Annotated in this window: 23 protein-coding genes; 20 read left to right on the top strand and 3 right to left on the bottom strand. The window is 40.0% G+C overall.

What is annotated here, in order from left to right:
* Window positions 1–45 precede the first annotated feature (45 nt).
* Window positions 46–519, top strand: coding sequence for an Lrp/AsnC family transcriptional regulator (locus KXQ82_RS09310; protein ID WP_219487908.1), 474 nt, complete (start codon window positions 46–48; stop codon window positions 517–519).
* Between the two features lie 648 nt (window positions 520–1,167).
* Here the strand turns inward: KXQ82_RS09310 and KXQ82_RS09305 are convergent.
* On the bottom strand, window positions 1,168–2,529 hold the full coding sequence (locus tag KXQ82_RS09305; RefSeq protein ID WP_219487907.1) for a pyridoxal-phosphate dependent enzyme: 1,362 nt from the start codon (window positions 2,527–2,529) through the stop codon (window positions 1,168–1,170).
* Between the two features lie 735 nt (window positions 2,530–3,264).
* Here KXQ82_RS09305 and KXQ82_RS09300 point away from each other — a divergent pair.
* Window positions 3,265–4,821, top strand: coding sequence for an OmpA family protein (locus KXQ82_RS09300; protein ID WP_219487906.1), 1,557 nt, complete (start codon window positions 3,265–3,267; stop codon window positions 4,819–4,821).
* A gap of 6 nt (window positions 4,822–4,827) precedes the next feature.
* Here KXQ82_RS09300 and KXQ82_RS09295 read toward each other — a convergent pair whose 3' ends face one another.
* On the bottom strand, window positions 4,828–5,655 hold the full coding sequence (locus tag KXQ82_RS09295; protein WP_219487905.1) for a universal stress protein: 828 nt from the start codon (window positions 5,653–5,655) through the stop codon (window positions 4,828–4,830).
* 212 nt (window positions 5,656–5,867) lie between these two features.
* Here KXQ82_RS09295 and KXQ82_RS09290 point away from each other — a divergent pair, with 212 nt between their 5' ends.
* Entirely contained in the window at window positions 5,868–7,103 is a 1,236-nt protein-coding gene (locus KXQ82_RS09290; RefSeq protein WP_219487904.1) for a M16 family metallopeptidase, read from the top strand.
* Window positions 7,103–8,377 carry a M16 family metallopeptidase gene (locus tag KXQ82_RS09285; protein WP_219487903.1) on the top strand — a complete coding sequence of 425 codons (1,275 nt, stop codon included), beginning with the start codon at window positions 7,103–7,105 and terminating at the stop codon, window positions 8,375–8,377. Before KXQ82_RS09290 ends, KXQ82_RS09285 begins: the two co-directional genes overlap by 1 nt.
* Window positions 8,378–8,529: 152 nt before the next feature.
* Here the strand turns inward: KXQ82_RS09285 and KXQ82_RS09280 are convergent, their stop codons facing one another.
* Window positions 8,530–9,243 carry a carboxypeptidase-like regulatory domain-containing protein gene (locus KXQ82_RS09280; RefSeq protein WP_219487902.1) on the bottom strand — a complete coding sequence of 238 codons (714 nt, stop codon included), beginning with the start codon at window positions 9,241–9,243 and terminating at the stop codon, window positions 8,530–8,532.
* A 492-nt stretch (window positions 9,244–9,735) separates the two neighbouring features.
* On the opposite strand from KXQ82_RS09280, the gene kdsA reads away from it, so the two are divergent.
* The 16 genes from kdsA to KXQ82_RS09200 all read left to right on the top strand — a co-directional run bounded on the left by kdsA (window position 9,736) and on the right by KXQ82_RS09200 (window position 26,262).
* Entirely contained in the window at window positions 9,736–10,509 is a 774-nt protein-coding gene (kdsA, locus tag KXQ82_RS09275) for a 3-deoxy-8-phosphooctulonate synthase (RefSeq protein ID WP_219487901.1), read from the top strand.
* Window positions 10,506–11,459, top strand: coding sequence for a KpsF/GutQ family sugar-phosphate isomerase (locus KXQ82_RS09270; protein ID WP_255563559.1), 954 nt, complete (start codon window positions 10,506–10,508; stop codon window positions 11,457–11,459). The genes kdsA and KXQ82_RS09270 overlap by 4 nt, the downstream gene beginning before the upstream one ends.
* Window positions 11,460–11,515: 56 nt before the next feature.
* On the top strand, window positions 11,516–12,457 hold the full coding sequence (locus tag KXQ82_RS09265; RefSeq protein WP_219487900.1) for a WavE lipopolysaccharide synthesis family protein: 942 nt from the start codon (window positions 11,516–11,518) through the stop codon (window positions 12,455–12,457).
* Window positions 12,458–12,460: 3 nt separating this feature from the next.
* Window positions 12,461–13,090, top strand: a complete 630-nt coding sequence (locus tag KXQ82_RS09260) for a PI-PLC domain-containing protein (RefSeq protein WP_219487899.1) — start codon at window positions 12,461–12,463, stop codon at window positions 13,088–13,090.
* Entirely contained in the window at window positions 13,080–13,706 is a 627-nt protein-coding gene (locus KXQ82_RS09255) for an HAD family hydrolase (protein ID WP_219487898.1), read from the top strand. The genes KXQ82_RS09260 and KXQ82_RS09255 overlap by 11 nt, the downstream gene beginning before the upstream one ends.
* Window positions 13,699–14,421, top strand: a complete 723-nt coding sequence (locus KXQ82_RS09250; protein WP_219487897.1) for a glycosyltransferase family 2 protein — start codon at window positions 13,699–13,701, stop codon at window positions 14,419–14,421. Before KXQ82_RS09255 ends, KXQ82_RS09250 begins: the two co-directional genes overlap by 8 nt.
* A complete protein-coding gene (locus KXQ82_RS09245) occupies window positions 14,418–14,759 on the top strand; it encodes a hypothetical protein (RefSeq protein WP_255563558.1) in 342 nt (113 codons plus the stop codon). The genes KXQ82_RS09250 and KXQ82_RS09245 overlap by 4 nt, the downstream gene beginning before the upstream one ends.
* Complete coding sequence (locus KXQ82_RS09240) at window positions 14,756–15,484, top strand: glycosyltransferase family 2 protein (protein WP_219487896.1); 729 nt, start codon at window positions 14,756–14,758, stop codon at window positions 15,482–15,484. Before KXQ82_RS09245 ends, KXQ82_RS09240 begins: the two co-directional genes overlap by 4 nt.
* A gap of 149 nt (window positions 15,485–15,633) precedes the next feature.
* On the top strand, window positions 15,634–16,935 hold the full coding sequence (locus tag KXQ82_RS09235; protein WP_219487895.1) for a nucleotide sugar dehydrogenase: 1,302 nt from the start codon (window positions 15,634–15,636) through the stop codon (window positions 16,933–16,935).
* Between the two features lie 148 nt (window positions 16,936–17,083).
* The gene (locus KXQ82_RS09230) at window positions 17,084–19,615 is read left to right on the top strand and encodes an SLBB domain-containing protein (protein WP_255563557.1); all 2,532 of its coding nucleotides are present in this window, start codon (window positions 17,084–17,086) and stop codon (window positions 19,613–19,615) included.
* 8 nt (window positions 19,616–19,623) lie between these two features.
* Complete coding sequence (locus tag KXQ82_RS09225; protein ID WP_219487894.1) at window positions 19,624–20,703, top strand: GumC domain-containing protein; 1,080 nt, start codon at window positions 19,624–19,626, stop codon at window positions 20,701–20,703.
* Between the two features lie 11 nt (window positions 20,704–20,714).
* Window positions 20,715–21,758, top strand: coding sequence for a ferredoxin--NADP reductase (locus KXQ82_RS09220; protein ID WP_219487893.1), 1,044 nt, complete (start codon window positions 20,715–20,717; stop codon window positions 21,756–21,758).
* Entirely contained in the window at window positions 21,759–22,532 is a 774-nt protein-coding gene (rfbF, locus tag KXQ82_RS09215; RefSeq protein ID WP_219487892.1) for a glucose-1-phosphate cytidylyltransferase, read from the top strand. It begins immediately after the preceding gene.
* A gap of 1 nt (window position 22,533) precedes the next feature.
* A complete protein-coding gene (gene rfbG / locus KXQ82_RS09210) occupies window positions 22,534–23,613 on the top strand; it encodes a CDP-glucose 4,6-dehydratase (protein ID WP_219487891.1) in 1,080 nt (359 codons plus the stop codon).
* Window positions 23,606–24,547, top strand: coding sequence for an NAD-dependent epimerase/dehydratase family protein (locus tag KXQ82_RS09205; RefSeq protein ID WP_219487890.1), 942 nt, complete (start codon window positions 23,606–23,608; stop codon window positions 24,545–24,547). The genes rfbG and KXQ82_RS09205 overlap by 8 nt, the downstream gene beginning before the upstream one ends.
* Window positions 24,544–26,262, top strand: coding sequence for a thiamine pyrophosphate-binding protein (locus tag KXQ82_RS09200; protein ID WP_219487889.1), 1,719 nt, complete (start codon window positions 24,544–24,546; stop codon window positions 26,260–26,262). Before KXQ82_RS09205 ends, KXQ82_RS09200 begins: the two co-directional genes overlap by 4 nt.
* Window positions 26,263–26,267: the final 5 nt, after the last annotated feature.

The raw sequence follows: 26,267 nt of genomic DNA, 5'->3' as shown, positions 1-26,267 counted from the left end.
AAAATTTTATTTTGTTTAAATGTAAAATATATATTTGTAACCATTATGGCAACTACCGATATAGACAAAATAGACCTGACTATTTTAAAAACACTGCAAGAGAACGGGCGTATAACCAACCTCCAGTTATCAACAGAAATAGGGCTTTCGCCGGCACCTACTTTAGAGCGTGTGCGTAAGCTTGAAAATTCAGGTTTTATAAAAAGCTATCATGCTTTGGTTGACGAGGAAAAATTGGGGCTGGGTATCAAAACTTTTATCCAGGTATCGCTCGATTTTCATAAGAACAACACCATCCAGGTTTTTGTTGACGAGATAAAAGCCATTAAAGAAGTAACCGAATGCCACCACGTAACCGGCCAGTGCGATTTTTTGCTAAAGGTTTACGTTCGCGATATTAAAGCCTATGAGCAACTGATCATGGATAAGATCAGTAAAATAACGGTTGTAAAAACTTTCCAGACGATGATGATTATGAGTACCAGTAAAAAGGAGCCTACTGTGCCTTTGGAGTATTAGGATCAGATGGATGATGTGAGACGGAAGATGTGGGCCGGGCAGGTAAATAATGTACTGATATTTAGTCTGCTTTTGTTTTCCGCAATGACAGCAACGTTTTACGCGGACCTGTTTTTCGTTTTGCCGGAATACATACCAAATACACCTATAAAATTATATGGCTTAATATTTACGGGTTCCACGCTATTGATATTGACCTATACCGAAAAAGCTTTTCTAAAAGTAAACCGAGATATTACTATCCTGAACCTTACGTTGTTGGGAGCAATAACTTGCTTCATTTCTGAAATGCAATTTCAATTGGTGAGGGTCCAAACTTTCGACAGTGATAGGCTCTTTTTATATGTGCGAAGTTTATTTGCTAATGGCATTATTTATTCCATAATAGCATTCCTAATCGCTTTTCAATTAAAAACCAAACGTAGCGGTCTGGTAACTCTCTTTGTTGTAGTTATCTTTATTTTGTTTAAAACGGTACTATATTTCTTTCCGGCAATCTCAATTCGCTAATATTTGTTTAGTGTTTTTTCGTCATTGCGAGGAACGAAGCAATCCTCGATAGAAAGGTTTGCGACATGCAAAGCGCTAATGAATAGTTTAGGATTGCTTCGTGCCTCGCAAAGACGTCTTGGTTATACTGCAGCAGGATTACCCGCTTATCGCATTTATAATATCATACTGCGTAATAATCTCTATCCGCCCTTGCTCATCTTCAACCAGCACCGCGCTGTTATCCTTATTGATCAACGCCGATATCTTATCAATACTCGTATTCAGATCCACAAATGGGAAACTGCCCGTAGCAATGCTTTTCACGGTTGATGAACGCAGTGATGGATTTTCAAGCAAGGCATCTAAAATACCGCTTTCTGTTATTTTACCTATCACCATACCTTTTTGAGTAACAGGTATTTGCGATATATTAAGGCTTTTTATGGTACTGATGGCTTCCATTATGCTTTTTTCACAATCAATGGTCACTATCTCGGTTTTTTCTTTTTTGGCTATGATGCTGCGGGCGGTAAGTTTGGCATCGGTTAAAAAGCCGCGCTCGCGCAGCCAGTCCTCGTTAAACATTTTGCCCATATAGCGCGACCCATGGTCCGGGAATATTACTACCACTACATCGCCCTCTTTAAACATACCTTTCATCTGCAATAGCCCGGCTATGGCAGATCCTGATGAGTTACCCACAAAAATGCCTTCTTTTAAAGATATATCGCGGGTCATTAATGCGGCATCTTTATCAGTTACTTTTTCAAAATGGTCTATCAGGTTAAAATCTACGTTCTCCGGTAAAAAGTCTTCGCCAATACCTTCGGTAATGTATGGGTATATCTCGTTCTTATCAAAAATGCCGGTTTCTTTATATTTTTTAAATACAGAGCCATAAGTATCAATACCCAGTACTTTAATGTTGGGGTTCTTTTCTTTTAAATATTTTGCTGTACCGCTTATGGTTCCCCCGGTACCCACACCGCAAACCAGGTGGGTTACTTTGCCTTCAGTTTGTTCCCATATCTCCGGGCCGGTTTGCTCATAATGCGCCTGCGAGTTCGACAGGTTATCGTACTGGTTAGGTTTCCAGGAATTTGGCGTTTCCCGCACCAGGCGCGATGATACCGAATAATAGGAGCGGGCATCTTCAGGGTCAACATTGGTGGGGCAAACAATTACTTCTGCACCAAAAGCACGTAAGGCATCCACTTTCTCTTTCGATTGTTTATCCGTTGTGGTAAAAATACATTTATACCCTTTAATAATGGCCGCCATAGCCAAGCCCATGCCAGTATTGCCCGATGTACCTTCTATAATAGTACCTCCGGGTTTCAGCAGCCCGTTTTGTTCGGCGTCTTCTATCATTTTAAGCGCCATTCGGTCTTTTATGGAGTTGCCCGGGTTTGTAGTCTCCACTTTTGCCAAAACCGTTGCCGGTATATCTTTTACTATCTTATTAAGCTTTACCAGTGGGGTATGGCCTATGGTTTCTAATATATTGTTATACCACATGTTGATGTTTCAAATTTTTATCAGGCGTTGTTGCCTTAGCTTTGTTATAACGGTAAAATTAGGCTTATCAAATGACATAATGTAATTCCATATTGATTTTGCATGGGGAAAAAAAGCAACACTTTTGGGGAATGCTTTTGAAAACGATAGCTGACTGGTAAAAACCTCTACATTTTTCAACAATGATTTTACAGCGATTACTTTGCGAATAGATTTTTTTAGCGTTGGATTGTTATTTTTTTGTAATGTTTTGGCCTGTTTACCAGAGCAGGACGTAAAATAATTTAACAAAATAAAATTTTTTGTTAGGTCGGCATCACAAAAAAGACAACTATATTTTAACGACGCAAAATGCACGCTGTTTAATTGCCGGTTTATTTTGTGTTTTGATATTGGTAAATTTCTTTCAGATTATTAATAAATTGATAATGGATGCTGGTGATTTAAAGCATATAATTAAAAAATTATAACACAGTAAATTATTCCGCGAATGTTGTTACCGGATAAAAGCAGTTTACTATCCTGAAATCTCACATCCTGTTCCGCGTTTTTTTATTCCAAAAAACAAAAAATGATTTTTAATGAAATCTGCCTTTAGTAAAAAAGCGTACATACCCGCGGATTTTGCGTTTTACTTGTTTTTTTTGGGTTTGGGTGGCTTGATGTTTGTCTAATGCTTTTCAAAAACCAAAGCTTTCTGTAAAATTTTGGTTCCCCCGATTAATTGAATAAAAAATGAAATTACGTTTGCGTATATTTTTATGCCTCAGCATATTCAGTATGGCTGCAAATGCGCAGGTAACATCTCTTAGGGATACAATGCAGCATGACACCCTGGTTAAGCGTTATATACTGGCTAAACCAAAAGCCACGCAAGATACTGCATCAGCCCATAAAACGGGTGCTGCCAGACAGGATACAATAACAGCGTATCGAACTATCCCGCAAGACCTGGTTTGGCACGATCTGAAAGCCGTTAAGCTGAAAGCAATTAACCGTATACAAGATTTCAGGACATGGAACATCGGTATAAATACAGGCATATTATCACCATTCTTAGTAATTGGCGGTTCAAACAACTTTACCAATGTATCAATTAAACAAGGGTTTGGCATATCTGTCCGTAAGCAATTAATACATTCGGTTGGTTTTCAATTCGATGCTTTAACGGGGCATGTTGCAGGCTCAAATCCTCCATATTATAAAGGGAATGCATCAATAGTACAATCATTTAATACCAATCTTGCTTATTCTCTATCTTTAACAAGTATTATACAAATTGGCTCCTTAGATATTTTTAAGCACCGCAACGCGCTTAACTTTTTTGTTTTGGCAGGCTCGGGCTTTATCGGGTTTGCACCTACGGTTAATTATGTTGATGGTACCACAGTAAGCTATGAGGGCCATGTAGGCTTTACGCGCGATAAAACATTTGTGCATGAGTTAACCACACAAGCCGGCATTGGTTTAAAAATCCGTATTAATGACAGGTTTACATTTAATAGCGGCTATACCGCAAACTTTGTTGACGATGACTTTTTTGACGGCACTTATGGTAACACCTTCAATTTGGGCGAAGTCGGGAAAACACTTAGTTCTACCAATTTTGCCCGTTCATCACGCAAAAACAAATTCTCTTACGGGTACTTTGGCCTGGAAATGTCTATCGGCAAAAAATCAAAACCCAATATCGACTGGGTAAGCAGCATGCCATCGGTTTACGAACGGGTAAAAGATTCGGTACGTGTTGATAGCACGCTTAAAACCCGCCTGCTGAGTTTTCAGCATAAAATTGACAGCCTTAAAAATGATGAGGATGGTGATGGTGTGCCCGATTACTTTGATAAATGTTTACACACGCCAAAAGGCACTACAGTTGATGGTTCTGGATGCCCTATAGTTATTGTTAATAAACCTGACAGTGCATTACTTGCCCGTTTAAATAAACTGGATACGATGGCAAAAACTATTGTTTATCCTATTGTGATGTTCGATTATAACAGCTCAACAATTCCTTCCTCATATTATCAGCAGTTGGATGTTGTAGTTAAGGATCTGATAGCGCACCCCGCTAAAAAGGTTACCATAAGGGGTTATGCATCATCAGAGGGTATAGTTGGCCATAACATCAGTTTATCAGTAGCGCGTGCACGTGCCGTTAAAATGTACCTGGTAGCAAATGGCGTTCCCGAAGCGCAGGTAACTGCAAAAGGTTATGGCGAAATGGATCCAAGAGCAAATAACTCAAGCGAGCAGGGCCGTATAATTAACCGCCGCGCCGTATTCGAATAATGGATATTACCAGTTACGGTCCATATAGGGCACAATTAATAAAGGTAATTGGTGGTAGGCCCTTTCTTTACCCGGCTCGGTCTGTATAAATTTGTCTAACATCTGGTGCTTTTTATTTACAATAGCGATGGCTTTTATATCAGAGTTTAGCACAATATGATCGAGGTCTGTTTTGCGGTTTTCGCCTTTAATGTTCCTCAAAAATAACTTGCCGTAATCTATATTGGCGGCTATTTCATCTGTTAAAAAAGCCTGGGCGTAGGCATCATTCATATCCGGGGTTCCCCATGCCGATACGTGGGTTACAAAAACAGTGGCATTAAGCGCCTTTAATAAATTTACCACCTGTATATCGCAATAACGCAGATCGGTAAGGTAGGCTATTTTATCTAACTCGTTAATATCCGCACCATCCGGTATTAAAAATACAGGGCAATTTGCCTGGTCAATTATCTGCCTGGCGTAATTATCCTCGTCATCTGTTTTCAGGTCGCTAATCTGTTCTATCGCCATCATAACCATACAGATGTTTTCATTAGTTATGGTTTCTTTTATCCTGTCAGGATAAAATTCATCAAAGTTGACGCAATGGATATCCATATTGCCCGCAACATTCTCCAAATTGAGGTGGTTTACCAGTTCTTCAACATTCTGGCAATCATCTTCAAAAGGCCAGTAATCATTACTGTAAAAATGGATGGCATTTTTAAGCGGCGAACTTAAAACATCACATAGCAATAAACCGGCACCGAGCTGTTTTGCTAACTTTAAAGCTACCCGCGAAATTTGCTCGGACCGTGGCGAAAGATCGGTCAATACCAGTATATTTTTCATGGCGCGTAATTTGGTTAATGCAATACGTTTAATAATTGGCGAAAATGTATAATGATAACATCACCAATCGGGCTATTGTTTTTTAGGTCCGGGTGTTTTTTTATCGCCGGTTAGTATTCATTTTATTTTCAATAAGTTAAATCTTATTCCGTACATGGTTAAAAATTTTACCTTTGCAATCCTGTTTTTTACAAACCATTTTTAATTGATACATGGTTAAATTCAACCGTTTTACACTTGATAACGGCCTTAGGGTTATTGTTAACGAAGATAAGGCCACTCCAATGGCTGTACTTAATATTTTATATGATGTTGGCGCCCGTGATGAGGACCCTGGGCAAACCGGCTTTGCCCATTTGTTTGAGCACCTTATGTTTGGTGGGTCGGTCAATATCCCCAGCTATGACGAGCCCCTGCAGCGTGTAGGCGGCGAAAACAATGCTTTTACCAGTAACGATATCACAAATTATTATATCACCCTACCGGCTGTAAACCTGGAAACAGCTTTCTGGCTGGAAAGCGACCGCATGCTCAGTCTTGCTTTTAGCGAGAAAAGCCTGGAGGTGCAGCGCAATGTGGTAATGGAAGAGTTTAAGCAGCGTTATTTAAACCAACCTTACGGCGATGTTTGGTTAAACCTGCGCCCAATGGTTTATAAAACACACCCGTACCGCTGGGCAACCATTGGCAAAGAGCTGTCGCACATTGAAAACGCGCAGATAGGTGATGTGAAAGCTTTTTTTAAAAAGCACTATAACCCGCAAAACGCTATTATGGTAGTAGGGGGGGATGTAGATACCGAGCAGGTAAAAATGCTGGCCGAAAAATGGTTTGGCCCTATTCCCGCGGGCGAAAAATACCACCGCAATTTACCGCAGGAATTGCCGCAGCATGAAGAGCGCCGCGCCACCATCACTGCTAAAGTACCATTAAATAGCATTTATATCGCCTTCCAGATGGCCGACCGCATGAGCGAGGCTTATTACATTACTGATCTGATGTCGGATATATTATCGCGTGGTAACTCATCACGCTTATACAAAACACTGATTAAAGAGAAACAGATATTCAGCGAAGTGCATGCCTATATGACGGGCAGCCTTGATACCGGCATGTTTGTTATTGATGGCCGCCCTTTACCGGGGATAAGTATTGAAACCGCCGAAGCCGCTATTTGGGAAGAACTGGAAAAGCTGAAAGCTGAGCCTGTACCTGTTGATGAACTGACCAAGGTGAAGAACAAAACAGAATCAACCATGGTTTTCTCTGAAATATCATTACTGGATAATGCCATGAACATAGCCTATTTTGAATTGCTGGGCGATGCCGAACTGTTAAATACCGAGCCTGCACGCTACCTTGCCATAACCGCGCAGCAGGTGCAGCAACAAGCCCGGGCCATGCTGGTAAAAGAAAACTCGTCTACCTTAATATACTTAGCCGAATAATGTTAAACAGAATTACACCTCCCGAATTTAAACCGATAGAGCACATTAGTTTGCTTGCCCCCGGCCATGTAAAGCTAAGTAACGATTGTAATTTATTCTGGTTCACATCAGGCGACCAGGAGCTTGTACGTATTGAATGGATATTTAACAACCTGAGTTTTGATCCGGATAAGCCGCTCTTAAATACCGCTGTAAATACCATGCTTAATGATGGTACACATACCATGTCGGCAGCGCAAATTGCCGATACTGTTGATTATTACGGCGCCTTTTTACAGGTTGATTATGGCTTTGAGCAATCGCAGGTAACATTGTTTACCTTAAATAAACACCTGCACAGTACGCTGCCCGTTATTCACGATATTTTAACAAACTCGGCTTTCCCTGAGCGCGAGCTGCAAACCTATATCCGTAACCAGCAGCAAAAACTGCAGGTAAGCTTGCAAAAGAATGATTTTGTTGCCCGTCGTACCTATAACCGTGAAGTTTTTGGCAATACCATATATGGCCTGAAGCCTGAACCTGCAGATTATGCCAAATTGCAACAGGCCGACCTTGTGGCGCATTTTAAACAAATGTACCAGCCCGCAAACTGTACCATATTGGTTGCCGGTAAGGTTGACGATGATATTTTAAAAACCATTACTAATTTATTTGATAAAGGCTGGGCCAATAACAGTATTGCACAAACCGCTCAGACCGAGCAATTATCATCAGGTAATTTATTTACTTTGATAGAAAAGCCGGATGCGCTGCAATCTGCCATCCGTATGGGCGCGGTTAGCGTGCCGCGCACCCATCCCGATTACCCGGCTTTGCAGGTGGTGAATACTATTTTAGGTGGTTATTTTGGCTCGCGATTAATGAATAACATCCGGGAGGATAAGGGCTACACTTATGGCATAGGATCGGCAACGGTATCCATGAAAGACTTTGGCGCTTTATTTATCGCTACAGAAGTTGGTGCCGATGTTACCCGCCTCACCATGATCGAAATAGAAAAAGAGATCAACCTGCTCAAAACAGTGCCCGTGAGCCACGAAGAACTGTCTTTGGTAAAAAACTACATGCTTGGGTCGCTATTAGGCAGTCTTGAAAACGTGATATCGCACGCTGATAAGTTTAAGAATGTGTACTTCTGGGGGCTTAATTTTGAGTATTACGATTACTATACCGAAGTTGTTCGCAACATTACCGCCGCGGATATTATCAGCTACGCCAATAAATACTTCGATTTTGATAAAATGACCAAAGTTGTAGTAGGCAAGTACTGATATAAATTATAAACAAAATACCGGTTATATGTTTAAACAATAAATGTAATTTGTGAGCCGAATAAAAATATAATCGGCTCATAAAACTTAAAATTATGAGCCGAATAAGCTGGCTATTCGGCTCAAACAATAAAAACACTGTGAATTTTATATCAGTTTTTAATGCTGTCGGCTTTTAAAACGATGAGCTTACGTTGCTGGGGAGTGAGTGCCAAATAGTTTTTATAAGACTCATGCACATACAACACGAAGTTAAAATAGGGCGCAGTAAAGGTTTTGATATTGGGGCGGTATAATCCAATAAACTGGTGCATATCAGTGCCCTTAAGCGGAATGTATTTGCCAAGGTTGCCTGGGTTAAAAGCCTTATCAATTGCATTAAGCGTTAGTGTATCCCTTGCTAACTCTTCTTCTTTCTTTTCTTTGCTGCCCTTGCCGTAACCAAACCTTATTGCAATGCCACCGGTTCCTTTCTGATCGGTCAGGTAAGTTACCGTTTGGTTATGCAGAGTGGGGTCTTTCAGGCTACCTAACTTTGTGGTGGTATTTTGTATTTTAACTTCGTTCAGGTTGTTAACTTTAAGTACCATGTTAACTTCTATATAACGGGCATTGGTTACCAAAACAGTATCTGGTTGATATGAAAAACTTTCCAAAACTAAAAGATCACCCGCCTTAGCCTGTATGGTAAATACTCCTGCCGTGTTGGTTAGTGTGTTATCTTTAGTTCTGGTGTTTTGTACTTTGATGGATGGGAGCGGAGTGTGCTTATCCAATTCGTAAACCTTACCCGTAAGTGGCATCTGTGCGTATGTAGCCTGCAGACTTATTACTAAAATGATAAAGATGAAAAGGATACGTTTCATGGCCTTGAATTATTGCCTGTTTAAGTGTGCAATTTATAAAAACGTAATTCAAGCCGGGTTGTTTTTATTGTTAATGTTTGTTAAACCGGTTTTTATGATTTAAAAATGAGTGCAAAAAAAAAAGAGAGCGCCGCGAAGCCCTCTCTTTTTAACATTAACTGACCTCATTAATTATCATAAAGAACAATTGGTTTATAACTGATAAACTAACAATTAGTACAAATATATACTCTATAGATTTAACAGACTAATATTTTAACGTTTTTTTAACACATTTTTTTCCACGGGGTATGGTAATCAGAGTGTTAATAACTTAACTAATGTTGTAGTTTGTGCTTCGTCTGTGTTATAATGTTGTTTCATTTTTATCATACAAAATAAAAAATGGCAATATGCGGCATTTGTAAAATATAAAAAAAGTGGCATTAAAGGTGCTAACAGCCTGCATTATCACAATAATTCCCATCTTTGCAGCTAAATAAGCGCGTTAACATGTTATTCAGCAAAATAAACAGTAGTACATTTTTCATTTTAGGGCCATGCGTAATGGAAAACCAGGAACTTTTATACCAGGTTGCCGAGCAGGTAGCTAACGTCGGGCAAAAGTTTAATGTCCCTGTTGTTTTTAAATCATCGTTTGATAAGGCTAACCGCACTTCTATCCATTCATACCGTGGCCCCGGTATTGAAAAGGGTATGGAAATGCTGAACAACGTTAAGGAGAAATTTGGATTACCCGTTACTACAGATATCCACGAGCCGTTCCAGGCGGCTATTGCGGCCGAAGTGGTTGATATTTTACAGATACCGGCTTTTTTATGCCGCCAAACCGATTTGCTTGTAGCTGCCGCTAAAACAGGTAAAATAGTGAATGTTAAAAAGGCGCAGTTTTTATCAGGCAAGGATATGTTTTATCCCGCACAAAAGGTTGTGGAGGCTGGCAACGCACAGGTAATACTAACCGAGCGCGGCAATAGCTTTGGGTATAATAATCTCGCGGTAGATTTCAGGAATATATATGATATGAAAGCTTTTGGCTATCCTGTTTGTATGGACTGTACCCACTCGGTGCAGCGCCCCGGTGGAGATGGCGGCAAAACTGGAGGAGACCGTACTTTTGTACCCATGATGGCCCTCGCAGCCAAAGCATTTGGGGCAAGCGGCTATTTTATGGAAACGCACCCCGACCCGGATAACGCGCTGAGCGATGGGCCTAACATGGTAAAATTAAGTGATCTTGAAAAAGCCATAGCACCGCTATTATGAGTACTGATGGTATGATGAAAGATATAGCCAAACGGGTTTTTAATGTCGAGATCGAATCGCTGCAACAGGTTGCTGCCTTGCTTGATGAGCAATTTGACAGTGTTGTTAAAACCATATTGAATGGCAAAAGCAGGGTAGTGGTAAGCGGTATTGGCAAATCGGGCCTTATCGGTAAAAAAATAGCGGCTACCTTAGCCAGCACAGGTACCCCGGCTTTATTTTTACATCCCGGCGAAGCTTTTCATGGCGATCTGGGTATGGTTGGTACTGATGATATTGTTATCCTGATATCTTATTCCGGCGAAACTGATGAAGTGTTAAAACTTATCCCATATTTAAAGCATAACCAAAATAAGCTCATTGCTTTTACCGGCTATCCCGATAGCACCATCGCAAAAAATAGCGATCATCATTTAAACATCGCTGTTGAGCATGAGGCTTGTCCGTTAAAACTTGCTCCTACATCATCAACCACAGCAGCATTGGTAATGGGCGATGCCCTGGCAGTAGCCCTGATGGAGTGCCGCGATTTTCAACCGCATGATTTTGCACGTTATCATCCCGGCGGCAGTCTTGGCCGCAAATTGCTGGTAAAGGTTAAAGACCTGATGCGCACGGATAACCTGCCATTTATAAACATAAACGCTACGTTTACCGAACTGGTGTTAAAAATGTCGGAAGGCAGGTTGGGGTTGGTTATTGTTGGCAATGCCGAAAAGATTGATGGCCTGATTACAGATGGCGATTTAAGGCGAGCTCTCGTAAAAAATCCGGATACGCAAACTTTGATGCTTAATGATATGATGAATGATAACCCTATTATTCTGGATGGCGACGAATACATCAGCGGTGCCGAGCAATTGATGATCGATAAAAAAATCACTACTATTTTGGTCGGATCACCAACTGCGCGTACCATAAATGGCGTATATCAGATATATAATGGATAAGTGCTTTTTGCAAAGTATTAACTAACTTGCTCCAAATTAATACGTAATAAACGTTTATGAATTTTAACAGGTTTAAGGCAATCTTCAGGCGGATATTATCTTTCTTCGAACGCAAAATGGGGCTTTACCTACGCCTCCAAAGCAGGCCCAAGTTTTTCGACAAAACATCCTATCCAAGTTATCCTCATATCAATGCCGATTATGGTATTTTATTGCAGGGGCAAATCATTGCCGAAGATAACTTTACACTCGAAACGGTTAAACTTTACAAACATGTTTACCCCAACGCGGTAATAGTGGTAAGTACAGCTGCCGAAACCGACCGTGTACTTATCGAGGCAATTGAAAGCATTGGTGTGCCTGTAGTAACATACGCTGTGCCGCAGTTCAGGGGGCTCAGCAATATCAATATGCAGCTACTATCTACCCTTACCGGGATGAACTACCTTAAGAGTAAGGGGGTAAAGTATATGCTTAAAAGCCGTACCGATCAGCGTTGCAGCAAACCGGTTGATTTTATATCGTACCTGGCTAACCTGCAAAATGCTTTCCCGGTTAAGGATGCCATTATCACTAAAAGGCTGGTTATTATAAGCACAAATTCGTTCCTGCAGCGGCTGTACCCCATAACTGATATGTTTATGTTTGGCACTATTGCCGATATGGACCTGTATTGGAGTATTCCCTTAGATACTGCTACCCAACACGATGATATTACCGACCCGGCCATGTTTATGAAATTTAACGTTGCCGAAGGATATTTGGTGAATAATTTCTTTAAAAGTGTTAATTTCAACCCCGATTGGACAACGGAGGATAGCGATCGCTTTATAGCTAAATATTTTTGTATTGCCGATCAGGAACAACTGGATCTGTATTGGTTAAAATACGAACGTTTTTTTGACATACCTTATCCCCACACCGATCCGATATACAAACAACGAACGCGCACCGAGTTTGCCATGTGGCTGGCGGCGTGGTCTAAATATAACAACTAAAAAATGATCGTACTATCGCACAGGGGTTATTGGAAAACCGCAGACGAGAAAAATACGCCCGTTGCCTTCCACCGCTCATTCAGCTTAGGCTTTGGCACCGAAACAGATATTCGCGATTATAACGGCGACCTCGTTATTTCGCACGATATTGCAAACGCAAACTGTATCAAATTCACCGAGTTTCTTGAGATATATAGCCAATACGATAAAAGCCTGCCGCTTGCCTTAAACATTAAGGCCGATGGCTTACAAGCGCTACTTAAATCGTATCTGGAACAGTATAACATTACCAGTTACTTTTTATTCGATATGTCTGTGCCCGATCATATCCAGTACACCAAAACCAACCTCACAACCTTTACACGCCAAAGCGAATACGAAATAGAGTGCCCGTTATACGATGAATCGGCAGGAGTATGGCTGGATGAATTTAAAGGCCATTGGATAGATGAGGCCGTTATATCGCAGCACCAACTCAACAACAAACAAATTTGTATCGTATCGCCCGACTTACATAAGCGGGCATACACACACGAATGGGAAAACTATAAACACATGGGCGAACAAATGAATACCGTAATGCTTTGTACCGATTACCCTGAAGAGGCTAAAACTTTTTTCCATGAAAATTAAGGCAGTTATTTTTGATATGGATGGCGTACTGATAGACGCCCGTGATTGGCACTACGAATCGCTGAATGCTGCATTAGGCCTGTTTGGTCACGAGATAAGCCGTTATGACCACCTTATCACCTTTGATGGGCTTCCTACCAAAAAAAAGCTGGAGATGCTTTCGCTGGAAGGTGGCTTTCCAAAAAAGCTACACGGCTTTGTTAATGAGTTAAAGCAACAATACACCATCGAAACCGTGTTTACTAAATGTAAGCCCATATTTCACCACCAATTTGCGCTTGCAAAATTGAAAGCCGAAGGTTACCACATGGCAGTTTGCTCAAACTCGGTTAGGCGTTCAATAGAGATCATGATGGAAAAATCGGGCTTATTACAATACCTGGATTTCTTTATCTCTAACGAAGACGTGACGCACAGTAAACCACATCCCGAAATGTACACCACTGCTATCGAAAGAATGGGTTTAAGCCCCCTGGATTGTTTGATAGTAGAAGATAACGAAAATGGCGTGAAGGCTGCTGTAGCAGCCGGGGCACACGTGCTGAAGGTTGAAAACCCGGATGATGTGCACTACTATAATATAATGGACCGTATAAAACAGATAGAGCATGCTTAAGATAGTAATACCACTGGCCGGCTCGTCCGATGCGTTTATAAAATCGGGATACCTTTATCCTAAACCATTAATAGATATTAATGGCATGCTGATGATAGAACTGGTAATTAAAAGCGCCAACATTATAAAGCACCCCTGCCATTTTATATTCATCATTAATAACGAAGATTCTACAAAATATCACCTGGATAACACGCTGAAAATGCTGGAACCAAATTGTGATGTGATCAGGCTAAAACGCTCAACAAAAGGAGGACTTTGCAGCACCTTAATGGCCATTGATAAAATTGATGATGATGATCAACTACTGATACTTAACGGCGACCAGGTTATTGATGAAAACTTTAATGATATCAACAAATTTTGGCAACAACATAATGCCGATGCAGGTATTATCACTTTTAAATCCGTACATCCGCGATGGTCATACGCCAGGGTAGAGGATAATGCTGTTATCCAGACTGCCGAGAAAAACCCCATCAGTAACCATGCTATAGCGGGATACTACTATTTTGCCAAAGCGAAGGATTTTTTTGAGAGCGCTTTTCAAAGCATCAAAAATGATGTACAGCTGGAGGGTAACTTTTACATATCGCCTGTACTGAACGAGTATGTATTAAAAGGTAAAAAGGTACTTAACTACCAGATAGAAAATAACAAATATCATTCATTTTATTCGCCGCAAATGATAGACGAATACAAATCAAAACAATGATGGACCAGCCCGAAAAAATTGAAGTATCCAAACTGGATGATATGTTTAAAGGATGGTTCATTGGTAATTTTGAGCCAACCCTGCATGCCACAAATGATGTGGAAGTAGGCATAAAAAAATACAAGGCCGGCGAGTATGAAGGCAAGCATTTCCACAAAATTGCAACCGAATATACCGTAATAGTAAACGGCAGAGTAAGAATGTCGGGCGTTGAATACTCAGACGGTGATGTGCTGACTATTAAGCCCGGCGTAATAACTGATTTTGAAGCCATAACCGATGTAACCACCGTAGTTGTAAAGCTTCCCGGTGCCAATAACGATAAATACATAGTATGATAAACATTGTAATACCCATGGCGGGCTTAGGCAGCCGTTTTGCCAAAGCAGGTTATGCCAAACCAAAACCTTTTATTGATGTAGCAGGTAAACCCATGATTATGCGGGTAATGGAAAACCTGAACTATCCTGATGCGAATTATATATTAATAGGCCGTAAAGAGCATTTTGAGTTAGAGCAAGAACTGGTTAAATATATCAGCGATACCTACAATACAACATTTATCGGGATCGATCAGTTAACCGAAGGTACCGCTTGCACCGTTTTATTCGCACGAGAGCATATTAACAATGAATACCCTTTGCTCATTGCCAACTCAGACCAGATAGTAGATATCAACATAGCTGATTACCTTAATGATTGCCTCGATAAGAAGCTCGATGGCTCTATATTAACTTTTACCGATGCCGAATTGAACCCCAAATGGTCATTCGCTAAAATTGGCCAGGATGGTTTTGTAACTGAAGTTCAGGAAAAGAAGGCTATCTCAGAGTTTGCCACAGTAGGTATTTACCTTTTTGGCAAAGGCAGCGATTTTGTTAATGGCGCTATTGACATGATAATTAACAACGATAGGGTTAACAATGAGTTTTATACCTGCCCGGTTTACAATTACCTTATTAAGGATAATAAAAAGATAATTATATACAATATAGAACAGCAGCAAATGCATGGCATTGGTACGCCCGAAGATTTGAATGCATACCTTGCCGATATGAAATAAATACCCTGGTGTTATTTATTGCTTATGTTTTAAAATGCTTAAAACAATTTAAGTACTAATTGGTTTACGGTATACGTTAAGCTATCAGTACTTGATTACTTAAATTAAAAATTATCTTTGTTAACCCTTTTTAGGGTTTATGTGTAAAAATGTTTACTAAGCCCGCCGAAATTAAAATAGCCATTATAGGCTTAGGATATGTTGGATTACCACTCGCGGCAGAGTTTGCTTCAAAATTTCCGGTTACGGGTTATGATATAAAACAAAGCCGGGTTGACGAAGTTAGCCTGGCTGTTGATAGCACCCTCGAAGTAGATTCGGATCGCTTACGTTCGGTAATAACCGCCACTCCCGGAGCGCAGGGCTTATATTGCACATCAGATACCCAAAGTATTCGTAACTGCAATGTTTACATCGTATCGGTACCCACACCTACAGATCAGCATAACCGGCCCGATTTAAGTATACTCATTAATGCAACAAAAACTATAGGCAAAGTATTAAAGCCTGGTGATGTTGTGATATATGAATCAACCGTGTACCCCGGAGCAACCGAAGAGGTGTGCATACCTGTATTGGAAAAAGTATCCGGCCTGTTTTTCAACCACGATTTTTATGCAGGTTATTCTCCCGAGCGTATTAACCCCGGCGATAAAGTACATACAATTACCAATATTTTAAAGGTAACATCGGGTTCAACCCCCGAAGCAGCCAATTTTATTGATGATCTGTACCGTGTAATTGTTACAGCAGGGACACACAAAGCCCCAAGTATTAAAGTTGCCGAAGCTTGTAAAGTGATCGAAAACTCGCAACGTGATGTTAACATCGCTTTTGTAAATGAGCTTTCTAAAATATTTAACCTTATTGGTATTGATAGCCATGATGTTTTAGCCGCCGCGGGTACAAAATGGAATTTTCTCAATTTTAAGCCCGGTTTGGTAGGTGGTCACTGTACCGGGGTTGATCCGTATTACCTTGCCCAAAAGGCACAGGAACTGGGTTATCATCCCGAAATGATATTGGCCGGTCGCCGTTTGAACGACGGAATGGGGAAATATGTAGCCCTCGAAGTGATAAAGCTGATGATAAAGCGCAACATCAACGTTAAAAATGCTAATGTTTTAGTTTTGGGTTTTACCTTTAAAGAGAACTGTACCGATGTGCGCAATACACGCGTGATAGATATCATAAATGTTTTACATGAGTTTGAAGCCAGGTACGAAGTTTTTGATCCATGGGCAAGCCCTGCCGAAGTAATGGCAGAATACGGTATAACCACTAACAAAAATTTGGAAGAGCTTAAAAATAATTATGATGCTGTTATATTAGCAGTTGCGCATAGCCAGTTTAAACTGCTTAATTTCGATAAGTTGAAAAGGCAAAAGGAATCTGTAATATATGATATTAAAGGAATGCTGGAAAGAACATTAATAGATGGCAGGTTGTAATATTTTTATTATAAATGCGCGGTTTAATTCGTAACATTGTAAAAAAAAGCTGATAATTTTCGGAAAATAGTTTTTCTGACTAAAAATTATTACTACTCAAATAAATAAGATGAGATATTTTCTATACGTTTTAGTAACGTTTTTTTTATTGACAAATATAATAGTTGGAGTTGAGGATACTCAGGCACAAACCGTTTCAGGGTCTACATCTTCGGGTACTTCAACTACCAATACTACCAATATGGCTACTAGCCAGCCTGCAAATACGCCGACAACACTCCCAAACAACCCTAACGAAATTACTGATACCCAGCTTCGCGATTTTATTCAGAAAGCGAAAGCTTCGGGCATGAGCGATGATCAGATAAGGCAGGCTGCCGCAGCTAAAGGAATGTCTGTACAAGATATAAATAAACTCCAAAACCGTATAAATCTTATCCGTACCGCAAAGGATGTGAATTTGGACCAGACAACAAAGAAAGACCAGTTGGGCCGGGAAGTTACTACCGATGAAACAAAAGACGAAGATGGTAAAAAGGATGAGGACGGTAAAACCACGACAGCTAAAGTTTATCCAAGAGACGGTTCGGCAATATTTGGTGCTGAATTGTTCAATAACAAAAACTTAACTTTCGAGCCTAATTTACGTATTCCAACTCCTCAAAACTACCGGCTTGGGCCAGATGATCAGATATTGGTTAGTATATACGGAAACTCAGTAGCAGATTGGAAATTGGGAATAAACCCCGAAGGAAATATTGCATTACCCGGTATAGGTTTAATTAACGTTAGCGGAAAAAGTATTGAACAGGCTACTGGTTTAATTACATCAAAACTTATTGCCAACCATTACGCGATAGGGCACGGTACCAACGTAAGCATAGGCCTTGGTAATATCCGTAGTATAAAAGTTATTATGATTGGCGAGGTGGTAAGGCCAGGTACAATTACCCTGTCATCATTATCTACAGTATTTGCCGCGCTGTATAATTCAGGTGGCCCAAACAATATAGGCTCTTTCCGTAAAATACAGGTGATCAGAAATGGCGACGTTATCAGAACACTAGATGTTTATGATTTTTTATTAAAGGGTAGCCAAAAAGATAACATACGCATGCAAGACGGCGATATTGTAAGAGTGCCTACTTATAACGTGCGTGTTAAATTAGCCGGGCAGGTTAAAAGGCCGGCAACTTATGAGGTTTTACCCGGCGAAGTTTTACGTGATGTAATTGATTTTGCAGGTGGGTTTACTGAAGTTGCTTATACTGCAAATATTAAAGCAACCCAGATTACAGACCAGGATCGTAAAGTTGTTGATGTAAAAGCTGTCGATTTTAGCAACTACATTCCGTTGAGAGGAGATTCTTACATTGTTGACCAGATATTAGATACTTACCAAAACAGGGTAAGCATTTTTGGAGCTGTTATAAGGCCAGGCCAATTTGAGTTAGATAAAGGGTTAACCTTAACACAATTGGTTAATAAGGCAGCAGGGTTGAGGCAGGATGCTTTTACAAAACGTGGTTTTATCAGCCGCTTAAAATCAGACAATACACAAGAAATTGTCGCTTTTGATATAAAAGAAATTTTTAATAAAAATGCACCAGATATTTTACTGAAAAAAGAAGATGTAGTTACTATACCATCAATTTTCGATCTGCGCGATGAATATTCGGTAAATATAAACGGAGAAGTAAGATCAGGTGGAGATTTTCCATATTCCGATAAAATGACAGTGGAAGACCTCATTGTTCAGGCCGGAGGCTTAAATGAAGGTGCAAGCCCTGCACGGATAGAAGTGGCAAGGCGAATAAGCAATAGCGACCCCACCCAAAAGGATGGCCCTGTGTCTCAGGTTTTTCATATCAACGTGGATGAGCAATTTAAGATCAATGCATCTTCATTTATATTACAACCTTTTGATGTAGTATCGGTATATAGTTTACCCGGGTATGAAAAACAAAGAACAGTAAGGCTCGAAGGCGAAGTTCTGTATCCGGGGCCATACACTATTATTACAAAAAACGAAAAAATATCTGATTTGATAACGCGCGCCGGCGGGTTAAAAGCCTCTGCAGATATTGATGGGGCAAGGTTAAAACGTATTGATAAATTAGGAATTAATACAGAAAAAGGCAAATCAAACATATCCGAAGTAAGCCAGGAAAGGATTGCACGTTTAACACACATCCAACAAACACTTAAAGACTCTACCTCAAACGTATTTGAGCAACTTCAAAATGATTATGTAGGTATTGATTTAAAAGAAATACTGGCTAAACCAGGTTCTAATATCGATTTGATATTGGAAGAAGGAGATGTTTTACGTATCCCAAGCCAGCAACAATTGGTAAAGGTTAATGGAGAGGTGTTATTTCCAAGCTCGGTTGTTTATACATCTTCAAAATCATTAACTGGTTTTGTAAGCAATGCCGGTGGTTTTTCCGAAAATGCATTGCGCCGCAAAGCTTACGTAATTTATGCTAACGGGTCAGTTAAATCAACTCATCATTTTCTTTTCTTTAAAAGTTATCCAACTATTAAACCCGGCAGCGAAATAGTTATCCCTAAAAAATTACAACATAGAGGATTGAGTGCTGTAGAAATTGGTGGTATCGGTGGAGCTTTGGCTTCCGCAGCGGCAGTTTTAATTGGTATTATTACCTTAACGCGATAATCAGCATAATGGAAGATCAAAATAAAACTGATTCCACCGAAATGGAGTTATCACTAAAGGAAGTTATACTCACTATTATAAAGTTTTATAAATTTATCAGATCCAAATGGGTTTCTGTTGTAGTTTATTGTGTTATTGGATCTTTATTGGGCTTGGGATATGCTGTGTATAAAAAGCCGGTTTATAAGGCCGAACTTAGTTTTGCTTTAGAAGATAGTAAAAGCACAGGCGGGATGAGTGCCTATTCAGGAATTGCAAGCCAATTTGGATTGGATGTTGGTAATAATGGCGGTGGAGTTTTTTCGGGCGATAACTTGATTGAGTTAATGAAATCAAGGTCAATTATTCAAAAGGCATTACTTTCACAAATAAGTATAAATGGAAAAATTGAAACTTTAGCTGAGTTGTATATTAATTTTAATAATTTACGTAATGGTTGGAAAGATAATACGAATCTTGAAAGTGTAAAGTTTCCACCCAACTTAGATACAACAAAACGTACTTTAATTCAAGATAGCTTAATAGGCGTATTTCGTAAAAACTTGATCACTAATAATGTTACTGTAGAAAAAATTGATAAAAAGCTAAGCATTATTGTTCTTACAGTAAAAACAAAGAATGAATTGTTTTCGAAATACTTTGCCGAAATCCTGGCAAATCGAGTTTCTCAGTTTTACATTGAAACAAAAACTAAAAAATTCACTCAGAATGTTCAAATTTTGCAACATCAAACAGATTCAGTTCGGACTGAACTTAATGGTGCAATCGGTAGTGTAGCAGCCTCAATTGATGCCAATCCGAATGCTAACCCTGCAAGAGTTGTACTACGTACTTCATCTCAACGTCATCAAATTGATGTTGAAGCAAACAGGGCAATTTTAGCTGAACTTGTTAGAAACCTTGAAGCGTCAAAGGTATCTCTAAGAAATGAAACACCTTTAATACAAGTGATAGACAAACCTATACTTCCATTAGATGTTGAAAGAATTGGGAAACTTAAAAGTATATTAATCGGTTTGATACTGGGTGGCATTTTGGGTATAGCTTTAATTACATGCAAAAAGGCCTATAAAGTTATAATGGATTAATTGGCAGGTTTATGCTTACATTTACATTAAAAGTTGTTGGTATAGAAAAACGCACGCCCGATGTTGTGACGATATTTTTGAAGCAACCCGGTCTTAAAAAAATAAAATATAAACCCGGCCAGTATTTAACATTAGTAGTTAGAATTAATAACCGGAAATATATTCGCCCGTACTCATTTTCCTCAGCCCCGGGAATCGATCAGCACTTAGCTGTAACCATAAAACGTATTCCGGGGGGTGTAGTATCAAATTACCTCTACGATCATGTGAAAATTGATGATGTAATGGAGGTAATGGAACCAATGGGCGATTTTGTTTTTGATTTGAATGAACCAAGCCCAAACCATATTATGCTTTGGGGGGCTGGCAGTGGCATTACCCCCTTAATGTCTATTTTAAAAGTAGCGTTAAATACAACCGGTAATAAAAAAGTAACGCTTTTTTATTGTAACAGAAACCCAGAACATACTATATTTTACGATGAACTTGTTGAGTTGGAGGAAAAGTATCCCGACAGGTTTAAAATTTACAATTTTTACACCCGTATACCCGAAGATGTCTATCTTCATTACTTTATTGAAGGCCGGATAGATGAAACCAAAGTAGTAGATATTTTATCTGTAAACAATGATCTTGAAGAAAGTGTTCATTACATATGTGGCCCTGATGGCTTAAAACAAACGGTGCGTAATGCATTGAGCATACTTAAAGTAGTACATGCCAATATTTATACCGAAGAGTTTGAAGTGTTTATTGATGCCCAACAGTTTGATGATATTGAAACCCGACAGGTTAAAATAATAAATTCGGGTGTGGCGCAACAAATAGAAGTTACCAAAGGCACCAGCATATTGAATGCCGCACTTGATCAGGGTATTGATCTATCGTACTCATGCCAAACAGGTACTTGTTTGCTATGTAAAGGGAAATTAGTAAATGGTAAAGTTAAATTAATTGGCATTGATAAACTGCCCGAAGGATTAAACGCCGACGATTGTTTATTATGCTGCAGTTATCCATATTCAACCGATATTGAAATATTAACAATTTACTAAATGAAAGTAGTTTTATTAGCCGGCGGCTTAGGCACAAGGCTCTCCGAAGAAACAGTTGTAAAGCCAAAACCAATGGTTGAAATAGGTGGGATGCCTATACTGTGGCATATTATGAAAACATACTCTGCACATGGCTTTAACGATTTTGTTGTTTGCCTGGGTTATAAGGGCTATGTAATAAAAGAGTTTTTTTCAAACTACTTTCTTCACAAATCAGATGTTACCATCGATTTAAAGAACAACTCGGTAGAGGTGCATGATTCGCAGGCCGAGCCCTGGAAAATTACCCTCGTTGATACCGGGAATGAATCAATGACCGGTGGCAGGATTAAGCGTATACAACCATATATTGGTAATGAGCCATTTATGCTTACCTATGGCGATGGCGTTGGCACTGTTGATATTAAAGCATTGGTACAATATCACAAAGATCATGGCAAGCTATGCACAGTAACATCAGTACAGCCACAAGGGCGTTTTGGAGCATTGAACATTCTTGATGACTCAACAGTACACTCGTTTATGGAAAAACCTAAAGGCGACGGAGCTTGGATAAACGGAGGTTACTTTGTTTGCCAGCCCGAGGTTTTTAATTACATTAAAGATGGTGACAGCACCATTTGGGAGCAAGGACCAATGGAAAGCATAGCCAGAGATGGCCAGATGAATGCTTATAAGCATAATGGTTTTTGGCGCCCGATGGATACCCTAAAAGATAAACACGATTTGAATGATATGTGGGCCGAAAACAACGCTCCATGGAAAATTTGGTAAGATGCTTAATAAACTAACGCAAACATATAAAGGGAAAAAGGTATTCCTTACCGGCCATACAGGGTTTAAAGGCGCTTGGCTGCTCAAGATATTTAATATGTTGGGTGCCGAAGTAATGGGATACGCCCTCGCTCCGGACCATGCTGAAAATCTATATAATCTTATCGACGGAGAAAACCTATGTAAATCTGTAATTGCAGATTTGCGCGACTCAAAAACATTGAGCGATTCGATATCAGGCTTTCAGCCCGATTTTATATTCCACCTTGCGGCACAACCGCTTGTTCGCTTATCATACCAAATACCTGCGGAAACATTCGAGGTTAATGCCATAGGTACAGCTCATGTTTTAGACGGCATGCGCGCGTTACAAAAGGAATGTTACGCAGTTTTAATTACAACCGACAAAGTATACCATAATTACGAATGGGAATACCCGTATCGTGAAAACGACCGCTTAGGTGGGTACGATCCGTATAGCGCAAGTAAGGCATGTACAGAATTAGTGATAGACTCATACCGTAATTCTTTCTTTAATACAAAAACATTTGATGAACATAAAAAAGCCATTGCGGTAGGTCGCGCCGGTAATGTTATAGGCGGTGGTGATTGGGCTAAAGACAGATTAATACCGGATATAGTACGTGCCTTATCAATAGATCAAAAGATAGAGATCCGTAACCCAAACTCTATCAGGCCTTGGCAACATGTGCTGGAACCACTTTTAGGTTACCTGATGCTGGGCGCAAGGTTAAGTGCCGAGCCCGCACAATTTAGTGAAGCGTATAACTTTGGGCCGTTATTTACCGATGCCTTGCCGGTATCAAACATGGTTAATCTTGCCATTAGCTGCTGGGGTAAAGGTGAGTATTTTACTCCGCAAGCCACCAATCAGCCGCATGAAGCCGGTTTGCTAAAATTGGATATAAGCAAAGCCATCACCCAGTTGGGTTGGGCCCCTAAATTTAACGCAGAACAGGCTTTAACATACACATTAAATTGGTACAAAAGTTATTTTGAATATCCTGCAGATATAGCTGCGGTTACCCAAAAACAGATCACGGAATTTATTAATGGGTAAAAAGAGGGTTTTTATAACGGGGGGGGCTGGTTTTCTTGGCTCGGCGGTAATGGCGCATTTGGTAGCAAATAACTATCAAATAATGGGGGCTATGCGCTCTTCTACAGATCTTTATCGCTGCAAATCTTTTTCTAACCATGTTGAATGGGTAGATACCGGCGCTGCTGATTATAAAAACAAAGTTATTGCTTTTAAACCAACTGTTGTTATACATGCAGCCTGGACAGGTGTAACAGCAAAAGATAGATTAGAATGGCCAATGCAACTACAAAATTTTAATTTGCTGGGCGATATACTTGACATAGCTCGGCAGGTGAAATTGGAAAAGCTTTTGGTTTTTGGCTCCCAGGCAGAGTATGGCGTAATTGATACTAAAGTTGATGAAGATCACATCAGTACAGCAACTGATGCTTACGCCATAACAAAGATCGCGATGCAAAATATTATCAAAACTTTTTGCGAGCTAAATAGTATTAAGTGGTATTGGTTACGGGTGTTTTCGGTATTTGGCCCCGGCGAGGCTGAAAACTGGTTTATTCCTTGGGTTATTACCAATCAACTTAACAATAAAGATTTAGACCTAACACTTTGCGAACAGCGCTACGATTATCTGTATATTGATGATTTTGCAACAATGATAACAAAAGTAGTTGGGGCAGATGCCGTATCCGGAATATATAACATTAGCTCTGGTAAAGTAACACCGCTCAGAGCAATTGTAGAACAAATTGAAAAAGGGATAAAAAGTAAAGGTAAGATCAATTATGGCGCAATACCATACAGGCCCAATCAATCAATGGAAATAAGCGGCGACAATAGCAAATACAATGCTACCTTTGGTGACATAAAACAAACAGATATCGGCATTGCTTTGGCAAAAACCGTATCATATTATAAAGATCAATATATTAGCAGTAACAATTCGGGCTTATGAAAGCATCAGATTATATAGCGGAGTTTTTAGAGAGGAAGGGAGTAATCTGTATTTTCGAGCTGTCCGGTGGGATGATAACCCATTTGCTGGATTCAGTTAGCCAGAAAACTAAGATCAATATTGTTACCATGCACCACGAGCAGTCGGCCGCATTTGCAGCCGATGCTTTTGGGCGCGTAACAGGTATTCCGGGTATAGCCATGGCTACCAGCGGCCCCGGGGCTACAAACTTGCTTACCGGTATTGCCAGTTGTTATTTTGATTCATCACCGGCGGTTTTCATTACCGGCCAGGTAAACAGGCATGAGCAAAAAGGCGATATGGGCATACGCCAGTTGGGTTTTCAGGAAACTGATATTGTGGCCATGGCCAAACCCATTACCAAAGCAGCTTTTTTGGTTAATAACCCCGATGAAATTCCGGCAATATTTGAAAAAGCGTTTAAAATAGCTGTTGAAGGTCGGCCGGGTCCGGTATTGATCGATTTGCCTATGGATGTGCAACGAACTCAGATAGATCCGTCGGTTATTTTGCATCAACAAAGTGATGGTTTTGAAATTCCGCAAGACAAGCTTAATAGCCTTGTTGCGGATATTAAAGCGGCAAAACGCCCATTAATATTAGTAGGCAGGGGGGTTAAAGCATCTCAAACACAATCGGCTTTTGATGCATTTGTAAAACAAACCAATATTCCTGTTATTACCACCTTGTTGGCACTCGACACCATCGCTGCCGATGATGATTTGCGGGTGGGCTTTATAGGCAGTTACGGCAACCGTTGGGCAAATATTGCTTTTGGCGAATGTGACTTGCTGATTGTGTTGGGTAGCAGGCTCGATATACGTCAAACCGGTGCTGAGACAAAGTTTATTGAGAATCGTAAAATATACCATGTTGATTGCGAGGCCAGCGAGATCAATAATCGTGTTAAGGGATGCGTAGCATTGGTAACTACGTTACCAATATTTTTTAAACAATTTAAAACTACAGTAGCCGATGGGTTATTCTGTCGGCCGGATAATTGGTTAAACTCTATAACAGATTTAAAAATAAAATGGCCCGATACCGAGGAATTGAAGCCTATTGGTATTAATCCGAATAAATTAATGCATCAGCTTTCTGAAGTAAGCAGTAATGCAGCAGCATATCTGGCAGACGTTGGAAGCCACCAAATGTGGTCAGCTCAATCATTGCAACTTAATAAAGGGCAACTGTTTTTAACCTCAGGCGGAATGGGGGCAATGGGGTTTGCACTACCAGCCAGCATTGGTGCTTGTATTGCTACAGGTAACAAACCGGTAGTGGTGCTTATTGGTGATGGATGCATGCAACTTAACATACAGGAGTTACAAACCATTGTCAGGAATAAATTGCCTATTAAAGTAATTGTTTTAAACAATCAAACCCTTGGAATGATAAGGCAGTTTCAAGATAATTATTTCGAGTCGAGATATCAATCAACGTATTGGGGATACGATACGCCCGATTTTGAAAAGGTAGCCGTAGCCTATGGTATAACTTCAAAAACTATAAGTACGCCCGAAGAAGTGCAGGCGGCGTTTGATTGGATGTGGAGTAATGAAAATCATGATAAACCTATTGTGTTGCAAGTGATGATAGATCCTCATACAAACACTTACCCTAAACTGGCATTTGGAAAACCAATAACCGAGATGGAACCATTTTCTGCGCCCTTAGGGATGGAAAGTACTTAAATATA

Source organism: Mucilaginibacter rivuli (assembly GCF_019391655.1).
In the GTDB taxonomy this organism is placed as follows: Bacteria; Bacteroidota; Bacteroidia; order Sphingobacteriales; family Sphingobacteriaceae; genus Mucilaginibacter; species Mucilaginibacter rivuli.
Note: the sequence above shows the minus strand (reverse complement) of the source record. Positions and strands in the feature narration are given on the sequence as shown.

Excerpts from the sequence above, each read along its gene's own strand:
- KXQ82_RS09310 (WP_219487908.1), top strand. The coding sequence starts at position 46 with ATGGCAACTACCGATATAGACAAAATAGACCTGACTATTTTAAAAACA.
- KXQ82_RS09305 (WP_219487907.1), bottom strand. The coding sequence starts at position 2,529 with ATGTGGTATAACAATATATTAGAAACCATAGGCCATACCCCACTGGTA.
- KXQ82_RS09300 (WP_219487906.1), top strand. The coding sequence starts at position 3,265 with ATGAAATTACGTTTGCGTATATTTTTATGCCTCAGCATATTCAGTATG.
- KXQ82_RS09295 (WP_219487905.1), bottom strand. The coding sequence starts at position 5,655 with ATGAAAAATATACTGGTATTGACCGATCTTTCGCCACGGTCCGAGCAA.
- KXQ82_RS09290 (WP_219487904.1), top strand. The coding sequence starts at position 5,868 with ATGGTTAAATTCAACCGTTTTACACTTGATAACGGCCTTAGGGTTATT.
- KXQ82_RS09285 (WP_219487903.1), top strand. The coding sequence starts at position 7,103 with ATGTTAAACAGAATTACACCTCCCGAATTTAAACCGATAGAGCACATT.
- KXQ82_RS09280 (WP_219487902.1), bottom strand. The coding sequence starts at position 9,243 with ATGAAACGTATCCTTTTCATCTTTATCATTTTAGTAATAAGTCTGCAG.
- kdsA (WP_219487901.1), top strand. The coding sequence starts at position 9,736 with ATGTTATTCAGCAAAATAAACAGTAGTACATTTTTCATTTTAGGGCCA.
- KXQ82_RS09270 (WP_255563559.1), top strand. The coding sequence starts at position 10,506 with ATGAGTACTGATGGTATGATGAAAGATATAGCCAAACGGGTTTTTAAT.
- KXQ82_RS09265 (WP_219487900.1), top strand. The coding sequence starts at position 11,516 with ATGAATTTTAACAGGTTTAAGGCAATCTTCAGGCGGATATTATCTTTC.
- KXQ82_RS09260 (WP_219487899.1), top strand. The coding sequence starts at position 12,461 with ATGATCGTACTATCGCACAGGGGTTATTGGAAAACCGCAGACGAGAAA.
- KXQ82_RS09255 (WP_219487898.1), top strand. The coding sequence starts at position 13,080 with ATGAAAATTAAGGCAGTTATTTTTGATATGGATGGCGTACTGATAGAC.
- KXQ82_RS09250 (WP_219487897.1), top strand. The coding sequence starts at position 13,699 with ATGCTTAAGATAGTAATACCACTGGCCGGCTCGTCCGATGCGTTTATA.
- KXQ82_RS09245 (WP_255563558.1), top strand. The coding sequence starts at position 14,418 with ATGATGGACCAGCCCGAAAAAATTGAAGTATCCAAACTGGATGATATG.
- KXQ82_RS09240 (WP_219487896.1), top strand. The coding sequence starts at position 14,756 with ATGATAAACATTGTAATACCCATGGCGGGCTTAGGCAGCCGTTTTGCC.
- KXQ82_RS09235 (WP_219487895.1), top strand. The coding sequence starts at position 15,634 with ATGTTTACTAAGCCCGCCGAAATTAAAATAGCCATTATAGGCTTAGGA.
- KXQ82_RS09225 (WP_219487894.1), top strand. The coding sequence starts at position 19,624 with ATGGAAGATCAAAATAAAACTGATTCCACCGAAATGGAGTTATCACTA.
- KXQ82_RS09220 (WP_219487893.1), top strand. The coding sequence starts at position 20,715 with ATGCTTACATTTACATTAAAAGTTGTTGGTATAGAAAAACGCACGCCC.
- rfbF (WP_219487892.1), top strand. The coding sequence starts at position 21,759 with ATGAAAGTAGTTTTATTAGCCGGCGGCTTAGGCACAAGGCTCTCCGAA.
- rfbG (WP_219487891.1), top strand. The coding sequence starts at position 22,534 with ATGCTTAATAAACTAACGCAAACATATAAAGGGAAAAAGGTATTCCTT.
- KXQ82_RS09205 (WP_219487890.1), top strand. The coding sequence starts at position 23,606 with ATGGGTAAAAAGAGGGTTTTTATAACGGGGGGGGCTGGTTTTCTTGGC.
- KXQ82_RS09200 (WP_219487889.1), top strand. The coding sequence starts at position 24,544 with ATGAAAGCATCAGATTATATAGCGGAGTTTTTAGAGAGGAAGGGAGTA.